The organism is Paraburkholderia sp. J10-1 (assembly GCF_905220165.1).
In the GTDB taxonomy this organism is placed as follows: domain Bacteria; phylum Pseudomonadota; class Gammaproteobacteria; order Burkholderiales; family Burkholderiaceae; genus Paraburkholderia.
The window spans coordinates 1-18,152 of record NZ_CAJMYW010000036.1 but is presented as its reverse complement, the minus strand read 5'-3'; the positions used below and the strand labels follow the sequence as shown (position 1 = coordinate 18,152).

Genomic DNA, 18,152 nt, shown 5'->3' with positions numbered 1-18,152 from the left:
TCACGGCAACCGTCCGGCGCACGTGCACTTCTTCGTCTCGGCGGATAACAGCCGCAAGCTCACCACGCAATTCAATATTGAAGGCGATCCGCTCATTTGGGACGACTTCGCCTACGCGACCCGTGAAGAACTGATTCCGCACGTGACAGAAAAGACCGGTGGCACGACGCTCGGCCTGAAAGCCGACACGTACAAGGCCATCGAGTTCAACTTCACGCTCACGCCGCTGCTGCAGGGTAAGGACAACCAGCTCGTCTATCGCCTGCGCGCCGCAGCCACGGCGTAACCGTCGAAGGCGGTGGCACGGACAGGGTGTGAGAACGTTCGTTCGCACTGCGCAGCGAATGCGGCGAGGATGGTAACGACTGGTAAGTCCGGGCGCTGCCCTGGTACCTTGCGGACCACGCATCCGGACTCTGTTGCGACTATCTGCTATGGCCTCCACCCTATGGAGGGCGGTTCCCGGCGTGCCACCGGTGCTGGCAGTTAGCGGGTGAGGTGCCGCCATTCCTCGATGATTTATGTGCGTCAGTCAGGCAGGAGTTGTCATTCCCACGATGACTGATTGTGGGGTAGAGACCCGGACGGGTCGTGAACGTCGAGGTGCGGCCAGCGCGAAAGGTATTCTCTTTCGCTCCCGCCCCAGACGGAGGCCATCTTCGCAATGACTTGCGCATATTCCGCGTGCATCAGTATGCCCGGTGGAGGCAGGGGGGCTGACGCGGCTGTCGGCGTACCAGCGTTCGTGGTGTTCGCCGTGCTGGCCTTTGCGTCCGCTGCGAGTCAACACGGGCATCTAACCTACCAGAAGCGGCTTTTTCTTTGTCCAGAGGTGAACTAGTCACTTTTCTCCGTGAACGTATCGGTCCGGGGTGGAAGGTGGTCCGCATGGCACCCGATACAGCAAGCGAAAGCGACGAACTGGACTGCATCAAGCAGGCCTTGCCGCCTTTCGCGTCATACGCCCGCAAGTCCCTCCAGATCGACAATGCGGATCTGCTTGCCGTTCGGCTTAACGAGACCTCCGCGCCGAAAGCGCGAGAACATCCTGCTCACGGTTTCGAGCTTCATGCCGAGAAAGCAGCCGATCTCTTCGCGGCTCATCTTCAGGTTGAATTGCGCGCCGGAGTAGCCGCGCGCCTGGAAGCGCGCGGCGAGATCGAGGAGGAATGTCGCGAGGCGCTGTTCGGCGGTCATCGTGCCGAGCAGCATCATCAGGCTGGATTCGCGCACGATCTCGCCGCTCATGAGCTGATAGAGATGGCGCTGCATGCGCCGGCTTTCGCGGCAGAATGTTTCGAGCTGGCCGAACGGGATGATGCAAACCGTGCTGTCTTCGAGTGCGATCGTGTCGCAGTTGTGGGTGCCGGAGCATACGCCGTCAAGTCCGAGCGGCTCGCCCGGAATCTGGAAGCCCGTGACCTGCTCGCGGCCGTCCCGATGCATCACGACCGTCTTGAACGATCCGGTCCGTACGGCGTAGAGGCTCTGGAAGGCGTCGTGTGCACGGAACAGTGTTTCGCCGCGATGCACATTCCGCGTGGTAAGGACCACGGTGTCAAGTTGCTGGAGTTCGCTTGAGGTTAGGTCCGGTGGCATGCAGACCACCCGCAGCGAGCAGGTGGAGCAGCGCGTAGCCGGCTGTCGAGACGCCGCCTCACGCACGATCGACTGCGGCAGCACGTCATGCCAGCGCGCCGACGGCGGCGCGGACAGTGAAGAATCGCAGGCAGGCTCGACGTACATGATCATCTCCAGTTCGCCGCGCGGGGGCCGCGCACTGTTTCACTAATGCTTCAATGGCTACGCAGGCGGCTTCGAACTCGGACGTCTTGCCGAAGAAAGAATGGGTTCCCGCCCTTCGGTACGGACGTCCGTAAATAAAATTGATATATCAACTATATTCGATGCAGCAAAATTTTGTGCGCGCCAAGGTGTCGCCAATATCCACTTAATTCGCGCTGTCGGGGGGCGGGCAGCCATGTTAGGCAACGGCCTTGCCCTCTGCCGATACTGGTTGCGAATGTGGTTTGGAGCATTCACGACTCGCCAGTGGGCGTTCTTGGTGGCAAGCGGCTGGACCGGGGTTACCGGTATGCCCTCCGGTAGACGAGGGCTATCTGAAAAGATGATGGTTGATATCAAGAATATAAAGGTGAGTTGTCAACTACATGGGCATATGATGTTGTCCGCGTAAATATCATTGGCCGCCATGTCCGAACATGTGCCAGATGAAATGTAGAGCTCTCGTGGAGCACGGTCCGAACTCAAGACGAAAAGCTCGATATCAAGACGACGACCCGCTAGATGTGCGCGTGCCGACGCGGCATTCGCGTACAGGCGATCGGTGCGTTTCGCAAGCGCGATCAGGCCGTGCGCTTCACGGTGAAGGTGGCCGCGTCGCAGGAGCTCGAAGAAAGCCTCGTCAACAACCAGCTCGACATTGCGATTGGCTACTTCTGGCGCCGCGTGGCAGGACTCGACTACACCGAGCTGTTCAGCGAGCGCCAGGTGCTTTGCTGCGGGCGCGGGCATCCGCTTTTCCACGCGGCGCAGCACGTCAATACCGACGATCTGCGCGAGCGCGACTGGGTTGGGCGCAGCTATCCGATTCCCGAGGAGCTTGCGGGGATCGGCTACCGGCAGGTGACGGCGATCGCCGACAGCATCGATGCGGCAACGGTCCTGATCCTCTCGGGCAGCCATATCGGCTATCTTCCGGCGCACCATGCCGAGCCGTTCGAGCAGCGCGGCCTCATCCGGGCGCTCGGTTGCGCCACGTTCGGCTTCGAAGTGCCGATGCATCTCGCGATCAAACGCAGCGCGGCCGAGAAGCCGATCCTGCGTGCGTTCTGTGACGATCTCTTCAGCGTGTATCGACTGCACGCCGCCGCTGCGGCGGAACCGCTGACCGAATGAAGGAGCGGGGCGCGACATATATTGGTTGCGTGTGAGATTAAATATTTGGAATTCGTAATAATGAGCATTGCTGCATGGATAGGTCGATGGAAGATTGGGGTCATAGAGCGGTGGTCCGATCTTTCTGAAGAAACACATGCAGCACAAGCATAACGCCCGGCATCACATCTCGAAGATGGCGTATCGTGTGACTCGAAGCTGGGCCTCAGAGATGCCGTTGCGCTCGCCGTCTGGAGCGCTGCTCTGTCGATTATGTAAGGATACCTATGTATAAACGCTATCCTCTGACCCTCTATTTGTACCAGGGCCTTCCAGGACTTATTTGATGCGCCCATCAGTAACAACCACTCCAGCCCATTTACGGGCTTCTTCATGCGAAAGCCCCGCGAGGTAGTCAAGGAACACTTGCGTCAATGAAATTTACATGCTAATTTTTCATGAAATTCAGCAGAGAAATTTCACGGATGCCGCCATGTTCGTCGAATCGACCCAGCATGTGGAGAGCTACTACGCCCGCACCTTGCCTGGTGAGGTGCCCGCGCGCCAGGCATTGGCGGGCGAGTGCGATGCCGATGTCCTGATCGTCGGGGGCGGTTTCAGCGGGCTGCACACGGCATTGCGCCTCGCGCTCGCGGGCCGGCGCGTGGTTGTCGTGGAGGCGAGCCGCGTCGCGTGGGCCGCATCGGGGCGCAACGGCGGCCAGGCGCTGCTCGGCTGGTCATGCGATATGGGGCCGCTCGAGCAGTCGCTGGGGCGCGATGGCGCGCGCGAGCTGTGGGAGAGCATGCGTTGGGCGGCGCGCGAGGTGCGCGAGCTGCCTGCGCGTCACGGTTTCGACGCCGACTACCGGCCCGGCAGCCTGTGGACCGCCGTCAAGCGCGGCCGCGTCGCGTTGCTGGAGGAGGCACGCGACGAAGCTGCCGACAAGTGGGGCTACGAGGCGCTGCGCGTCATCCCCGAGCAGGAGATGCCCGAATGGGTGGGCAGCAGGCGCTATCTCGCTGCGCTTTACGATCCCGAGGCCGGTCATCTCAATCCGCTCAAGCTCGCGCTCGGCCTTGCTGCCGCCATCGAACGTACGGGCGGGCGCATCTTCGAACAGACCCGGGTGCTGCAATGGCGCGAAACGCCGACGGGTTTCATCGCGACTACGCCCGAAGGCCTGATCCGCGCGAATACGCTCGTGCTCGCCTGTAACGCGTATATCGACCAGCTCGATCGCGAGCTCGCGCGCCGCATCCTGCCGGTCGGCACGTATCAGGTAGCGACTGTGCCGCTCGACCCGCAACTGGCGCATACGCTCCTGCCGCGCAACAACTGCGTGATCGACAACCAGTTCGTGCCCGACTATTTCCGGCTGAGCCCCGACCATCGGCTGCTGTTCGGTGGCGCGTGCACCTATCTCGGTGGCATTCCCAAAGACATCCGCGCGGCAATCCGGCCAAGCCTCGAACGCGTCTTCCCGCAACTGCGCGACGTCGAGCTCGAATGCGCATGGGGCGGCCATATCGACATCAGCATCCGGCGCACGCCTGATGTAGGTCGCGCGCGCGGGCGCTATTGGCTGCAGGGCTTCTCGGGGCACGGCGTGCTGCCGACGCTGGCCGCGGCGCGCGCGGTAGCCGACGCGATCCTCGGCGATACGCACTTGCTCTCGCTCTACGAGTCCATCCATAATCCGCGCTTTCCGGGCGGCAATGTGCTGGCCGCGCCGCTCGAAGCGCTCGGCAAGCTGTGGTATCGCATGCGCGACGTGGTTTGACTGAGGTATCCGGTATGGACAGGGATGAAGAGATAGAAGGCCTCGCGATTCTCATTCGCGATCTGCGCAAGCACAAGAAGGTGACGTTGGCCGAGCTCGCGCAGAGGATCGGCCGCTCGGTGGGTTTTCTCTCGCAGGTCGAGCGCGGCCTGTCGCGGCCCACCGTCGCCGATCTCACCGCCATCGGCGAGGCGCTGCAGACGCCCACCACCTACTTTTACAGCGTAAGCAAGCCGCGCGCACTGCCGTGGGTCACGCGCCCCGGCGAGCGGCGCACGCTCTATTACGGCGGCGGCATCACTGACGTGCTGGTCTCTCCGAGCATGTCGTCGGGCTTTTCGATGCTGGAGAGCCTGCTGGAACCGGGTGCCACGAGCGGCGAACGCCCCGTGGACGACAGCGACGAGCAGGGTGGCTTCGTGCTCGAAGGCGAGCTCACCATCTGGCTCGATGGCGAGGACGAAGCTGTCGCCCTCAAAGCCGGCGACAGCTTTCAACTGCCGGCACGCTGCCGCTTCAGTTACGCGAATCGCTCGGACAAGGCTGCGCGGGTGCTTTGGGTGTTCACCTGACGCCTCGCTCGATGCACGCCTGATACGAAGGCACGCGGCTTGCTGGCACGCGTGCCGCCGCTATAGTTTGGAGTCCAGATTAAATAGCAGGTCCACCATCTCTCGCTAACGAGGAACCCGAAGTGAGTGCCATTGCAACTGACCTCCTGAGCGAAGTACGCGCCTTTCGTGCGGCTCATCCCGACGTGCAATACGTCGACCTGATTTCCCTCGACATTCCGGGCCATTTCTACGGCAAGCGCTATCCCATCGCCATGCTCGAGAAAGTGGCGGCCGGTTCGCTGCTCAAGGTGCCGCAAAACAGCATCCTGCTTGGTGCGCAAGGCGGGGTGTATCCGATCGGCGAATACTGTTTCCACGACGGCGACCCCGACGTGCCGCGCCGCCTCGTGCCCGGCACGCTCAAGCCGGTGCGCTGGGAGCGTCAGCCGCTCGCCCAGATGCTGATGACCTCGGACGGCACCGCGACGCCCATTGCGTTCGAGCCGCGCCAGGTGCTCGCACGCGTGCTCGATCGCTTCGCGCGGCGTGGTTTGAAGCCGGTGGTCGCGTTCGAGCTGGAGTTCTATCTGTTCGATGCGAAGCTGCGCGAAGGTCTGCCGCAGCCTGCGCGCGATCGGCTAAGCGAGGACGAAGACAATCAGCCGAACATGCATATCGAGCGCCTTTCGCGTTTCGCGCCCGTGCTGCACGAGATGGTCGAGACCGCGCGCGAGCAGGGTGTGGATGCGACGGTCATCACCGCCGAGCTCGGGCCGGGGCAGTTCGAAATCAATTTTGGCCATTGCGATGACGCGCTGCGCGCAGCGGACTGGTCCGCACTCTTTTGCCGGAGCACGCGCGGTGTGGCACTGCGCCACGGTTATCGCGCGAGCTTCATGTCGAAGCCGCTACTCGACGTCCCAGGCAGCGGTATGCACGTGCATGTGAGCCTCTACGACGAGGCGGGTCGCAACGTGCTCGCGGCACGCGAGCGGCGCGCGCTGCGACATGCGGTGGCGGGCTGCCTCGCGTTGCTCCCGCATTGCATGCCCATTTTTGCGCCCAATCACAACGCGTTCCGGCGCTATGGCGCGATGGTCAACGCGGCGAGCCGGGCGAGCTGGGGTTTCGAGGACCGCGATGCCTGCATCCGCATTCCCGAGTCCGACGAAGCAAATCTACGCATCGAACACCGGCTCGCAGGGGCGGACGCCAACCCGTATCTCGTGCTCGCGGCGATCCTCGCCGGTATCGAGTACGGCCTGGAGGCGGGCCGCGAACCGATCGCGCCGCTCAACGACGATCGCGGGAGCGGCATCGATTTTCCGGGCGACATGCTCTCTGCGGTGGCGGCCATGCGCGGGCATGCCGGGGTGCGCGAGGGGCTCGGCGACGACTTCACCATGGTTTATTGCGAAAATAAACGGCAGGATCACCTTGATTTTATGAACGCAATCGGGCCACGAGAATATCGCTGGTTTTTGTAAATTGACCGGGACCTTAGACCGTCGATCGCTACCTGCGACGGTGCTCGAAGTGAGGTCGAGACGCAACGAACGATGTTGTCGGCCGCCCAGTTTTTATCGGGATACCGAAATGCAGCTGAACCATGTCCAATGCCGAACTGATCTCAGATCTGGCGGCCCCGGCCGCTCACGGACTGGTTCATCGATGTGTCGGCAACCGGTTCAGTTCGGCGTCGGCGACAACACGATTACCCCAAGGTGGTGACGATGGTTCTGGTGCAATGCGAGGCTTGATGAGGGTAGTTTTCATGGGAAGTCGGGGTGTCTCCGGTTGCCACTCTGACCCTGCAATTTCCGCACCTCTCCTGTTTTGCGAAGATTCGTCGGGCGAACATTCCGGGGCGTCTGTGGAATCCGGGTTTTCCGGATGAGTGCGCCAGTGCCACAGTGTCCAGGTGGCAAGGCCGATGTGCTTTCAGGGGAGAGAGCGAACGAGTCATATCGACCTTGAACAGCCTTTCAGTCTGGCGCAAAACCAATGGCTGCTCACGGGGAGACAACCGCCAACCGTATCTCCCCGAAGTTTTTGAGGCGCAACATCGGCCTCTGGGGAACTTCGCCCACGACTCGGCGTGACTTCCGTCTTGAAATTTAAACAGGCACTGGCGACGCACCGACGCATACAAATACCTTACAAGCAGGAATATAGTTGAATTGTCAACCTGGTGCCTGGGTGAAGCTTTCAGTGGTCTGATGAATCCTGGTCTCCGCGTTGCGCAGTCCAGCGTTGTTGCTTCACCGTCGACGCCGGTGCACCTCTTGATATTCGTCGTGCCGGCCCGGCCTCCTATTGAGCGACCTGCCATGAAGTCCCCTGCCGCCGCCACGCTCCATGCGTCCATATCATCCACCGGGGTTCGCCGTGTCTCCTGGCTCAAACGGGCGCTGCCGGTAATGGTACTTCTCGTGTTGCTGAACTTGGCTGCACATGTCACGCAGGCGGTGGGCGATTTCGGCAATCTTAATGAGAGGACGGCCCGTCGCCTGGATACATTGGCCACGACAATTGCGCTGCGTGTACAGGATCGCGCCAAGGCGGTCGACCATACTTTCCTGATGGTGGACGAAGCGTTCTCGGCCGGGACGCCCGACGACGGGACGCTCGCCCGGTTGGCGGCGCTGGACAGCGATATGCTGGGCAACGTGTCGATTGCTGTATTTGACTCCGCAGGCCATGTGCTCGCGAGTTCGGTCCCGCCGGGGGATCGGAACGAGGCATGGTTTAAGGCATTGCGCGGCCTGACTGCCGACCCGCGCACGATCGCCCAGCTCATTCACCGCGACTCCGGCTGGAGCCTGCTCTTCATCAGGGAGCATCCTGTTCATGCTGGCATCGCAGATATGCGCATGGCAGTGGTTGTACCCGTCGACCAGGCGCTGATGAAGGGCATAGCGCTTCCGCATGGCAGCGCGTCACTATTGGTCAACCGTGACGATCAGGTGATCGCACACTACCCTTCGAATCCAGCCGTCGAAACCGGATCGGTGAGTCACGTCGCGGGATTGAAGCGGGAAGGTCCCACGCCCTCAACGTACTATGCAATCTCGCCCGAAGACGGACGCGAACGGCTTAAAACGCTCCGTAGCATTACCGTTGGCAATCCGGGAGACAATTGGACGCTCGAGCTTGGCTATGCCGTCGACGAGTACCGGGCTCCCTGGCTACGTAGCCTCTTTCTCAACCTGCTGGGCATTGCCATTGAAGTCACGCTGCTGATCGCAGGCATCGTGATGCTCCGCCGTGAAAACCGGCTGCATGAAGAGATAGAGAACTGGTCTGGCTTAGTATCGACCGTTGTCAGGGATATCCCGACGCCGGTTGCGCTGGTGGACGTCGGCACCGGAAAGATCGCACTGGCAAACGAGGCATTCAGGAGCCTGTTTGGCGCCAGGGGCGACGTCGGGGAACGCTTGGCGGTGCTGTTTGCCGAGCCCGCAAGCTGGACCGGAATGTACGGGCGTGACGACAGCGAGCCCGTTTCGATGCTGACCAGCGCCGGGGCTGTCCAGATGATCGTGCGGTGCAGCCGCCTTCTGGGCGGCGTCGTCGCCCCCGAGGACCAGGAACTTGTACTTGTCACGCTCCTCGATGTTAGCAGGCAATGCGCGCAGATCAGCCAGCTGCGCATGGAAGCCGATTTTGACGCGCTGACCAAACTTCCCAACCGGCGCAGTTTCACCCGCGCCAGCGCACGCGCAGTGGCTTACGCACGGGAACACGGGAGTCCGCTCGCAGTGCTCGCACTGGACCTGGACCACTTCAAGCGGGTCAATGACACATGGGGGCACGCCGCCGGCGATCGCGTCCTTGAAGGCATCGCCGACCGGATCAACGGAGCGCTGCGCAACCATGATATGCCCGCCCGGGTTGGCGGCGAGGAGTTCGCTGTGATCCTGCAGGGCGCAACCCCTGAACAGGCGCGTGGTGTAGCGGAGCGCATCAGGCTCGCGGTGGCGGAAGCCCCGATCGTTCTTGGCGATGGGCGGGCCGTAAGCATAACCACGAGTATTGGCATCTCCATGTATCAATATGGCGAACCCGATCTGACGGCGGCGCAGGCACGCGCTGACGCCGCACTCTATAGCGCGAAGCGCTCTGGTCGCAATCAGGTCAAGCTGAGGACTGGGGGGAATGCGCAGGAGACCGATTGCACGGCCAATGCATCCTGATGTCGGGTCGCCTCTAGACCAGCGGATGCTTCGTCGGAGCTGGGGGCGGGACAGATTTCCGGCAGCCGGTCCGCGCTGCGTGTGGCGTCAGCGGTGCATCATCTGGCAGTTGATGCACGGGCACTGGCTACAGCCCGACATGGTAGACCCGCAGGCAACCCAAAGCGGAAATTCGGTGCCTGGCACCAGGACCGTGCTTGCTCAGGCGTTTCACGGTTTTCTAGGGGAAATTCCCAAGCGTCGTCCGTTGAGACGGTCCTTTTCAAAAGGGGCGCAGATTGAAAAAATACTATAGTTGACAACACAACTATATAGGTCCGGAGAAGAAGATGGAAAGGCAGACGCGCGCGGAAGGAGACCGTATTGGATCAGCGTTCGGAGCGGCTTTGCTGGAAGCTTCGGCTGCAATCCGCGCTAACCCTTGGGGTGTAATGTGACGACAAGAACTCCATTCACGCACACGATCAACACAAACCATTTAAGTGCCGATCGCCAATGACTCCGGCTGATACAACGGCCCAATCAGGTCGACGTACGACGCCGGATCCATCGCGACGTAGTGGCCGTTGCGGCCGATCTGCAGGTCCTTGCGCACGTCACTCAGCGGACTTTTTTGCTGGAACCACACGAGATACCCGTCATTGGTGCGGTAGTCGGGTGGTGGCAACGTGAGGTCCTTGGTGCGGACGTCGCCCAGAAGCGGAGAGCAGAGATACTGGCCATTCGCGTAGGCGCCCGCATCCTGGACATACCGGTAGTTGTAGATCACCCGTGCCGCCCGTTCCAGGTTCGCCGGCGCGCAGGGTCCACCGGGTTCCCGGTCGAGATCGGAGAGTGCGGCGAAGGCCTGGTAGGTAACCAGGTCCGCGCGCATGATGGCCTTGTCGGCAAACTCCTGAATGTCCTCCCGGTCCCGGCGTTGAACGTCCTTGTTCGCGATGTACAGGCTCGTGAGCACCGGTCCGATGGTCGCGATACATCCAAGGACAATCGACGTCGAAATCAGTGCGATACGCTTGATCATTTCGGTACCCAGGCGCGAAAAATTTTGGGAACGAACGGGGTTGGCAAGCGTGCGGACAACACACGCGGCAGCGAATATCCAGTAAAGGATAGTCCGCCGCAGATCGCGTACAACGCGGGTCTTCGCGGCAGGGCTGGTCAACATTTTTGCCGGTTTGTGAACGTTGCGGACTCTGGTTGCGCGTGCCGCGTGCCAGACCCGTAGCACGCGCACAATCGGAAGAGGACAGTAATATGTCGAGGCCGGTCCCAAACGCACTAGCGGTGGGGCGCCACTCACGGGACGCCGCGCCGTTGCTCGAGGGCAATGACCATGCTCGGTCGTCCAGTGTTCGCAGGCGTCACTGCCGTTCTGGTTGCGATAACTGCAGCGCCGTGTGCTGCCTTGCGTGCCGAGGAGAAAGCACCGCTCAGTTTCATTGACCCGGCGGACGGGCAACTGGATATGAGTGACTTCCTGCTCAAGCACAAGGGCGCGCTGCCTGTGCCCATCGTGATCACCGAGCCGGCTGTGGGCTATGGTGCCGGCCTCGGCCTGCTGTTTTTCTCCGGGCCGATCGCCGAGGAGGTGGAGAACACAACAGTCGAACCGCCGAACAAGTCTCCGCCGAACGTCACGGCGCTCGGCGGCATGTACACGCAGAACGGCACATGGGCCGCGGCCGCCGCCCACTTCCACACCTGGGATGACGACCGCTACCGGTACCTGGGCGCGGTCGCCAAGGTCGATGCCCACCTCGACTACTTCGGACTGACGAGCCAGGCCCGGGCGTACACGCTTCAGGGTGATGCACTGCTTCAGCAGTTTCTGGTGCGGCTCGGGAACAGCCGCTGGTACGCCGGCGCGCGGTATGTTTTCTTTAACGCCACGTCCAGCTTCGCGGGCGGCAGCATACCGGCGAGCATAGCCAATTTCGAGCGCAACCAGCGCATCGGTGCGGGGAGCGTGATCGTGGATTACGACTCGCGCGACAATATCTTCTTCCCGGCCGCCGGCAGCTTCGCCGAACTTGAAGCGCAGTTCGCCCGAACGGGGTTGGGCGGCACCCAGAACTATGACGTGTACGCCGCTCGCGGTTTCAAATGGTTTCCCCTCGCGCGTGCGCTGATCCTGGGCTTGCGCATCGACACGAAGTTTTCAACGGGTGACATTCCGTTCTACGCGCAGCCGTACGTCGATCTGCGCGGGGTCCAGAAGGGGCGATACCAGGACCGTAATGCCATCACGACTGAAGCCGAGTTGCGCTGGGATGTGACGCCCCGGTGGTCGCTGCTCGGCTTCACAGGACTCGGCAAGGCCTATGGACGTCTGGAAAGCTTTTCGCAGGCGCAGAACGTGACGAGCGTCGGGGCAGGGTTTCGTTATCTGATAGCACGCAAGCTGGGTGTGTCCATTGGCATCGACGTGGCCCACAGCAAGGACCAGAATGCGTTTTACATACAGGTCGGTAGTGCATGGCGCTAACTCGCGCCGCGATCGCATTCAAGCAATCCTTGAGCTGCCGGAGTCGCTGGATTGATGCGCACCCAAGGCTTGTTTTGTACGTAACGGGAACTAGGATAGGAATGCGGAAGACCGCTTATCCGACGACTACGCAAAGAAGAGCGCCGCAACCGTCCAAGAAGGGTTCGGGCCAGGTTGTTGTTTCCCGGTGCCATGACTGAAAGGAACGCATCGTTGTTCGCGTCGACATCCGCCGTACGGAGGGGACATGACCATCTGGAACGAACGATGGGTAAAGGCCGCACTTGTGTGGCTGATCCTGCTGGTGGCAGCTCCTGCCTTTGCGGATCGCGGTCCTGAAGGGCCTGCGCCATTCAAGCCGGAGGAGATTGAGGCGCTGGTCGCGCCGATCGCACTCTATCCGGATTCGGTTCTGGCTCAGGTCCTGATGGCGTCCACGTATCCGCTCGAAATCGTCCATGCGGCGCGCTGGGTGAAAGAGCACCCGGATGTGAAGGGTGATGCCGCAGTGCGGGCGGTCCAGGATCAGTCCTGGGACACCAGCGTGAAGTCGCTGGTGGCATTCCCCCAGGTCCTCGAGCCGATGTACGACAAGCTGGACTGGACACAGAAGCTTGGTGACGCGTTCCTCGCCCAGCAAAAGGACGTGTTCGCTGCGGTGCAGCGGCTACGGGCGCGCGCGCAGGAAGCGGGCAACCTGAAGTCGAACGAGCAGCAACAGGTGATCGTCGAGCCAGCGGCCGCCGGCGAGACGACCGTCGTGCGGATCGAGCCCGCCAATCCGCAGGTGATTTATGTCCCCGCCTACGACCCGGCAGTGGTGTATGGAGCGTGGGGTTATCCGGCCTATCCACCCTATTACTGGCCACCGTACCCGGCCTATTACCCTGGCTACTATCCCGGGGCGGCCCTGGCGACTGGATTCGCCTGGGGCATCGGCCTTGCGGCCGCCGGGGCGATCTTCAGTGACTGCAACTCGTGCTGGGGCGGAGGCGACGTCAACATCGACTCCGACAGGGCGAGGAACGTTGACCGTAACTTCGACAGTTCGAAGCTCAAGAACGGAGAGAGGGGCGGCCGCTGGCAGCACGATGCCGGGCATCGTCAGGGTGTGGCCTACCGGGATAACGCCACGCGCGACAAGTTCGCCGGCTCGCCAGGGTCCGACAGGCGCTCCCAGTATCGCGGGCGCGGATCCGATGCAGGTAATCGCGTGGCCACGGCCGACCGGCCGGGCGCGGGCGACCGGGCCATGACCGCGGACCGGAGCGGCGCAGGTAATCGCGCGTCGGTGGCAGACCGGTCTGCCGGGAGCAACCGGACAGGCGCATCCAATAGAGGGTCCACCAGCAACATGAACCGCGTCAGTAATGGCAGTCGAGGCGGCGGCTACGGCGGAGGCCGGGACAGCGCGTTTTCAGGCGTGGGGTCGAGCGGCAGCGTCTCGCAACGCAACTTTGACAGAGGAAACCGGAGCATGCAGGGTTCAGGCTTTAATCGGGCCGCCGGCGGAGGTGGCATGCGCGGAGGTGGTGGCGGCCGCGGTGGCAGGCGCTAGGGAGTGAACCATGAAAGTTCATCCACGAAGTGTGCATAGACTTCTGACACTGCCGTTCGCGAATCTCGCGGCAGCCGTTGCGCTGTGGGGCGCGACGGTGCCCGCGGCGCACGCACAACAGTACTTCAGTTCGCCAGAGGCTGCGATGAATGCTTTTGGCGATGCAGTCATCAAGGATCGTGAGGACGCTTTACGCAGGATCTTCGGCAATGACTTTCGTAAGCTGATCCCACCCTTCGGCGCGCCAGTGCGGGATACCTTCATCGCCGAGTGGGCAAAGTCCCACACGATCGAAACAGGGGAGGCCGGGCACGCGCAGATCGTCGTGGGCGACGATGGCTGGACGTTCCCTGTTCCCCTCGTCAAGACCGGGCAGGGATGGCACTTCGATACACAAGCGGGCGCGCAAGCAATGCGCTTGCGGCGCATCGGCCGCAACGAACTGGCCGTGATCCAGACGATGATGGCGATCTTCGACGCGCAGCGCGAATACGCGCAGACCAATCACGAGGGGAAAGGGGTGCTCGCCTACGCCTCGAAGATGGTCAGTTCGCCCGGCAAACATGACGGGCTGTACTGGCCTGCCGGGCCGGATGACACGCCAAGTCCGCTCGGCGCGGCCTTCGTCGGCGCGAGCTCGCGTAATGCACAGAGCGCCGGCTACTACGGATACCACTTCAAGCTGCTGGAGTCACAGGGGCCGAACGCGCCCGGTGGCGCCTATGACTACGTCGTGAAGGGCAAGCTGTTCGGGGGCTTTGCTGTCATCGCCTGGCCGGTGAAGTACGGCGAGACGGGCATCAAGACGTTCATGGTGAGCCATTCCGGTCAGGTCTACGAACGTGACCTCGGGCCGGACAGCGCCACGAAAGCGCAGTCGACGAAGACGTTTGACCCGGGGCCGGGCTGGAGCAAGGTGTCTGATCGCGATAGCGAGTAATCCGTTCGCATGCGGTGCGGATCGTTCGGTTTCCATCGAGCGGCTCATGAAGCAGTGAAGGAAGCGGAGCAATGAGCGAAGTTCACCTGTGGTATTTGTTGTCGACGACGATGAGCAGGTGCGTCAAGCCTTCGCGCGGCTGCTTCGAACCGCTGGCCATCTGGTTGAGACCGTCGGGAGTGCCGGTGAACTCCTGGCTCATCCTGCCTTGATGAGGCACCCGACGTGTATTTTGCTGGATCTGGCGTTACCGGACGCGAGTGGTCTCGATCTACAGTGCGCCCTGGGTGCTATCGCATCCATCGTGTTCGTGTCAGCGCACGGTGATATGAGCACCGCCATTGAAGCGATGAGGGCGGGTGCGCTCGATTTTCTCGAGAAACCTGTCGATGAACAACTGCTTCTCTCTGCCGTGGCGCGTGCTCTCGAGCGCGGCATAAAGGTATTTGCACAACACACACGAAGCTCCGAAATTCACCTGCGCATGGGGCGGCTGATGAGGCGAGAACAAGAGGTTATGACGCTCGTCGCGGACGGACTGATGAACAAGCAGATCGCCAATACGCTCGGCATTGCTGAGCGTACTATCAAGATCTATCGAGGACGGATGATGCAAAAAATGCATGTCAGGTCGGTGCCGGAACTCGTGCGATGCTTGATGCAGCTAGACATTGACGTGCCACAGGCGGCCGACCGTCGGTAGATAAGTACCCGGTCTCAGCACCCACTCTTCGACGCGTGGATAGTGTCGGGACCTGGACGATCGACGGCCATCCGGTCGAATCCGCAGAGTAGTGCAGTCGTTCCAACGGCAGGTTCGTCCGCTCGCTGAACGGCAGGTTGTGGCCGCACCCATAACTTTCTGCAGCCGGACATGCTCTTCCAGAGAGGCAGCTAAATGAACTGCCCTTCGAGAACCTCCTTTGACGCTGATTGCCGTGTCGTAACAGCTCGCTGACAATGATGCAGGCGTGCAATTACGCCGTCGGGCTTGCGGTCGTCAACCGACATATCGCGACTGCGGCGCCGTTCACGATGGGCGCGCGCTCCATGGATCGGCCGGCAAACTCCGCGTGCGCAATGCCTTGCCGGACGCCGCTACAAACGCACCCAGATGCCTCATTGATGCAGAATCGGCGCAATGGCCACAACGACACGACCTGAATACGATGGACGACCCAGAATCGCTTTCCCTGGCACTGCCCGACGGCACCAAGGTCTCTGCGCTCCTCCGAGTGCCGCAGGACGCGCGAGCCCTGTATGTCTTCGCGCACGGCGCCGGGGCGGGCATGCAGCATGCCGGCATGTCGTCATTGGCCGACGCGCTTGCGGCGGTCAATGTCGCCACATTACGCTACCAGTTTCCATACATGGAGCGGGGCTCCAAGCGGGTGGACTCGCCGGCCGTGGCACATGCTGCCGTGCAGGCGGCCGTCGCAGAGGCCCGCCGGCGGCTGCCAGCCCTGCCTCTCTTCGCGGGCGGCAGGTCGTTCGGCGGCCGCATGACCTCCCAGGCTCAAGCCATCTCCCCGCTCGACGGCGTGCGTGGCCTCGCTTTCGTCGCGTTCCCGCTGCACCCGGCGGGCGCGCCTGGCGTGGAGCGGGCACGGCACCTGGCGGACGTCACGGTGCCGATTCTTTTCCTGCAGGGCACGCGCGACAAGCTGGCCGAGCTTCCCCTGCTGAGGTCGGTCGTCGAGACGCTGGGGCCACGCGCCACGCTGCATGTGGTGGACGACGCAGACCATTCGTTCCACGTGCGCGCGTCCTCCGGCCGGACCGACGCGGAGGTCGTGCTCGAACTGGCACGGACGATGTCGGCGTGGTTCTTCGCCGAAGGAGAGTTCGTGCCCGTTACCTGAGCAAGCGCAGGAATGCTTGTAGCAGAGTCGGGACGGCGAGCAGGCGAACTCGCTGTGCTGCACTTGCCCGCTCCATCCCTTCGCTATCCGCAGATGGTCGGTCGCATAGCCACGATAAGCGACGCCTGTCGCGTCAGCGACGTTTTCACAGTACCGAGTGAGTGAATTTGTCAGATCCGCTCGCGGTGATCCGCCGCGGAAATCGCGGAGGGCGTCTGCTTTGATTTGGCCGACACACCTCTGATGTCGGCGCCGATCCGTGAGTAACCGCTCACGGATGGTGGCGGAACCAGACTGGCAGAGCGTCGAACGACGCGCATTGGCCGGTCACTGCCCGACGCGGTCGCCCGAAACCGACCCTTTCCCGTCATTCGTTCCCGTACGCTCTCGATGGCAGCTATCGGGTGCCCTGCAGACATCCGTGCGGGCATGCCAGCCGACGCGTGCGTGACCATCCCGATTGCATCGGTCCAGTGCGGGAACCGAATCGAGCTGTAGCATTAATCCGCAGATCGGGCATCGAGAGCCAGAAACGATTGTCGGGCAACGACCGTTCGCTATTTCACGGAAGCGGAGCGGGCACCAGTCCGTACCTCGACATGACACCGATCAGCTTGTCGCGGTCGGGGGGGCCGCCGGCATTTATGATCGTTCCGACATCACGAAAATACTGCGCTCCGATGTCGGGCGTAAGGACGACGAGGGCGCGTGCTGTGTCAGTGTACGGGTTGCTGAAGTGGTGAACCGATCCTCTTGGGCTAACCCCGCATTCTCCCGGCGTCAGGTCTCGGACTATTCCATCAACCGAGCATCGAAGCACGCCCTCCAGGACATAAACGCATTCTTCGTTAAGGGTATGGCTATGTGGCGGCGGAACTGGAGAGTTGGGCGGCACGGTCAGCTCAAAAATACCCATGCCGCCTGTGGCAGTTCCGTCGATCAGGTATCGGATCTGCAATTGTCCAATGATGATTGGTTCGCCTGGCGGCGCGCCGTTGGGAGTCATTTTAAACCTCCTCCAGATCGGGATTTTTCGTCAGGCCGCTACGGTCGTAGGCAATGGAAGCAGCAATTGCGGCACGGCGCGCCGACGGAATTTTTAGATTCAATTTGTCAATGGGTTTTGCCATTGCCACCGTAGCACTTCGCAGGCAGGCGTTTTCGGCGGACCGTTCAAGAAGACTAGTCGCTTCGGCAATTTGTTAAAAGCGAATGCGGCCCGCGCGAAGACGGCCCCATCTGCCTCGGTCAATGCCAGATTTTTTTCCACGAACGCGACGGGATTCTCGCCGGATTGTGGGTTCGCGACGCCATCAGCGTATTACAGTTTTGCGAGAGCCAAGGCAACTGGGACGTTTCCTTCTCCGCAAACACTCTGCGACGTTTGCGGGTTCCAGCGTTGTGCAAGACCAACTTCGAGACAAACAGTATTCTCGTCGCTACTTTCCAAGTGTGCGCTAACGCGCATACGCGTAACAATTACCTGACTTCGACGACGAGGGATGAGAGGAGTCGGCATGACCGTCCGTCATGCGAGGCGACGCTGGCGTTCAAACGTCCGTGCAACGACCTGGATGAGCGGCCGTTGATGGCCGATCGCGCGCTCGCCGGCTTCGCCGTTAGCTGTCGTTCAAAACAATCCCGGGCGCGAACGGCAGTTTTGTCGTGCCACAGCTTAGTGGGTGAAACCGGCCAACAGCGTTCGGCCGCATCGCCACATTGACATTTGAGCGTCGAATTTGCTCAAAAATCGGTCACTCGGTGGAGGAAATATTTAATTTACCTTTCTGTTTTTTTGATCTATTGGCTCAGCATGTAGGGATATTTTTCGGGTCTATTGCGGATTTTCTCGGGCCTATTGTGCAGGGACAAA

At 61.6% G+C, this 18,152-nt stretch carries 13 protein-coding genes and 2 pseudogenes; 11 read left to right on the top strand and 4 right to left on the bottom strand.

Annotated elements, in window-relative coordinates; translation table 11 throughout:
- Positions 1-286, top strand: a pseudogene (locus U5A65_RS40170) (catechol 1,2-dioxygenase); the annotation flags it as partial.
- Between the two features lie 671 nt (positions 287-957).
- On the opposite strand, the gene U5A65_RS40165 reads toward U5A65_RS40170, so the two are convergent.
- Complete coding sequence (locus tag U5A65_RS40165) at positions 958-1,752, bottom strand: helix-turn-helix domain-containing protein (RefSeq protein ID WP_321940310.1); 795 nt, start codon at positions 1,750-1,752, stop codon at positions 958-960.
- A gap of 585 nt (positions 1,753-2,337) precedes the next feature.
- Here U5A65_RS40165 and U5A65_RS40160 point away from each other — a divergent pair.
- From U5A65_RS40160 to U5A65_RS40140, 5 genes and pseudogenes are all read left to right on the top strand, one after another.
- Positions 2,338-2,919 (top strand): annotated as a pseudogene (locus U5A65_RS40160) (substrate-binding domain-containing protein); the annotation flags it as partial.
- Between the two features lie 472 nt (positions 2,920-3,391).
- The gene (locus U5A65_RS40155; RefSeq protein WP_321917935.1) at positions 3,392-4,681 is read left to right on the top strand and encodes an FAD-binding oxidoreductase; all 1,290 of its coding nucleotides are present in this window, start codon (positions 3,392-3,394) and stop codon (positions 4,679-4,681) included.
- A gap of 14 nt (positions 4,682-4,695) precedes the next feature.
- The gene (locus U5A65_RS40150) at positions 4,696-5,253 is read left to right on the top strand and encodes an XRE family transcriptional regulator (protein ID WP_321940312.1); all 558 of its coding nucleotides are present in this window, start codon (positions 4,696-4,698) and stop codon (positions 5,251-5,253) included.
- Positions 5,254-5,375: 122 nt separating this feature from the next.
- Positions 5,376-6,722: a glutamine synthetase family protein gene (locus U5A65_RS40145; RefSeq protein WP_321917931.1), complete on the top strand. Its 1,347-nt coding sequence runs from the start codon at positions 5,376-5,378 to the stop codon at positions 6,720-6,722.
- Between the two features lie 843 nt (positions 6,723-7,565).
- On the top strand, positions 7,566-9,431 hold the full coding sequence (locus U5A65_RS40140) for a diguanylate cyclase (RefSeq protein WP_321949626.1): 1,866 nt from the start codon (positions 7,566-7,568) through the stop codon (positions 9,429-9,431).
- A gap of 478 nt (positions 9,432-9,909) precedes the next feature.
- Here U5A65_RS40140 and U5A65_RS40135 read toward each other — a convergent pair whose 3' ends face one another.
- Positions 9,910-10,455 carry a CSS-motif domain-containing protein gene (locus U5A65_RS40135; RefSeq protein WP_321917929.1) on the bottom strand — a complete coding sequence of 182 codons (546 nt, stop codon included), beginning with the start codon at positions 10,453-10,455 and terminating at the stop codon, positions 9,910-9,912.
- A 306-nt stretch (positions 10,456-10,761) separates the two neighbouring features.
- Between U5A65_RS40135 and U5A65_RS40130 the strand changes: the two genes are divergently transcribed.
- From U5A65_RS40130 to U5A65_RS40110, 5 genes are all read left to right on the top strand, one after another.
- The gene (locus U5A65_RS40130; protein ID WP_321917928.1) at positions 10,762-11,919 is read left to right on the top strand and encodes a BamA/TamA family outer membrane protein; all 1,158 of its coding nucleotides are present in this window, start codon (positions 10,762-10,764) and stop codon (positions 11,917-11,919) included.
- Between the two features lie 247 nt (positions 11,920-12,166).
- Entirely contained in the window at positions 12,167-13,477 is a 1,311-nt protein-coding gene (locus U5A65_RS40125; protein ID WP_321949624.1) for a DUF3300 domain-containing protein, read from the top strand.
- A gap of 10 nt (positions 13,478-13,487) precedes the next feature.
- Positions 13,488-14,417 carry a DUF2950 domain-containing protein gene (locus U5A65_RS40120; RefSeq protein WP_321940319.1) on the top strand — a complete coding sequence of 310 codons (930 nt, stop codon included), beginning with the start codon at positions 13,488-13,490 and terminating at the stop codon, positions 14,415-14,417.
- A gap of 88 nt (positions 14,418-14,505) precedes the next feature.
- A complete protein-coding gene (locus U5A65_RS40115; protein ID WP_321949622.1) occupies positions 14,506-15,120 on the top strand; it encodes a response regulator transcription factor in 615 nt (204 codons plus the stop codon).
- Between the two features lie 466 nt (positions 15,121-15,586).
- Positions 15,587-16,279, top strand: a complete 693-nt coding sequence (locus tag U5A65_RS40110) for an alpha/beta family hydrolase (RefSeq protein WP_321949620.1) — start codon at positions 15,587-15,589, stop codon at positions 16,277-16,279.
- Between the two features lie 562 nt (positions 16,280-16,841).
- Here the strand turns inward: U5A65_RS40110 and U5A65_RS40105 are convergent.
- Positions 16,842-17,285: a cupin domain-containing protein gene (locus U5A65_RS40105; RefSeq protein ID WP_321949618.1), complete on the bottom strand. Its 444-nt coding sequence runs from the start codon at positions 17,283-17,285 to the stop codon at positions 16,842-16,844.
- A gap of 1 nt (position 17,286) precedes the next feature.
- Positions 17,287-17,409 (bottom strand): hypothetical protein, encoded by a 123-nt coding sequence (locus U5A65_RS40100; protein WP_321918087.1) that lies wholly within the window; start codon positions 17,407-17,409, stop codon positions 17,287-17,289.
- Positions 17,410-18,152: the final 743 nt, after the last annotated feature.

Coding starts and splice junctions, on each gene's coding strand:
- U5A65_RS40140 (WP_321949626.1), top strand. CDS start 7,566: ATGAAGTCCCCTGCCGCCGCCACGCTCCATGCGTCCATATCATCCACC.
- U5A65_RS40120 (WP_321940319.1), top strand. CDS start 13,488: ATGAAAGTTCATCCACGAAGTGTGCATAGACTTCTGACACTGCCGTTC.
- U5A65_RS40110 (WP_321949620.1), top strand. CDS start 15,587: ATGGACGACCCAGAATCGCTTTCCCTGGCACTGCCCGACGGCACCAAG.
- U5A65_RS40100 (WP_321918087.1), bottom strand. CDS start 17,409: ATGGCAAAACCCATTGACAAATTGAATCTAAAAATTCCGTCGGCGCGC.
- U5A65_RS40165 (WP_321940310.1), bottom strand. CDS start 1,752: ATGATCATGTACGTCGAGCCTGCCTGCGATTCTTCACTGTCCGCGCCG.
- U5A65_RS40130 (WP_321917928.1), top strand. CDS start 10,762: ATGACCATGCTCGGTCGTCCAGTGTTCGCAGGCGTCACTGCCGTTCTG.
- U5A65_RS40125 (WP_321949624.1), top strand. CDS start 12,167: ATGACCATCTGGAACGAACGATGGGTAAAGGCCGCACTTGTGTGGCTG.
- U5A65_RS40150 (WP_321940312.1), top strand. CDS start 4,696: ATGGACAGGGATGAAGAGATAGAAGGCCTCGCGATTCTCATTCGCGAT.
- U5A65_RS40155 (WP_321917935.1), top strand. CDS start 3,392: ATGTTCGTCGAATCGACCCAGCATGTGGAGAGCTACTACGCCCGCACC.
- U5A65_RS40135 (WP_321917929.1), bottom strand. CDS start 10,455: ATGATCAAGCGTATCGCACTGATTTCGACGTCGATTGTCCTTGGATGT.
- U5A65_RS40105 (WP_321949618.1), bottom strand. CDS start 17,285: ATGACTCCCAACGGCGCGCCGCCAGGCGAACCAATCATCATTGGACAA.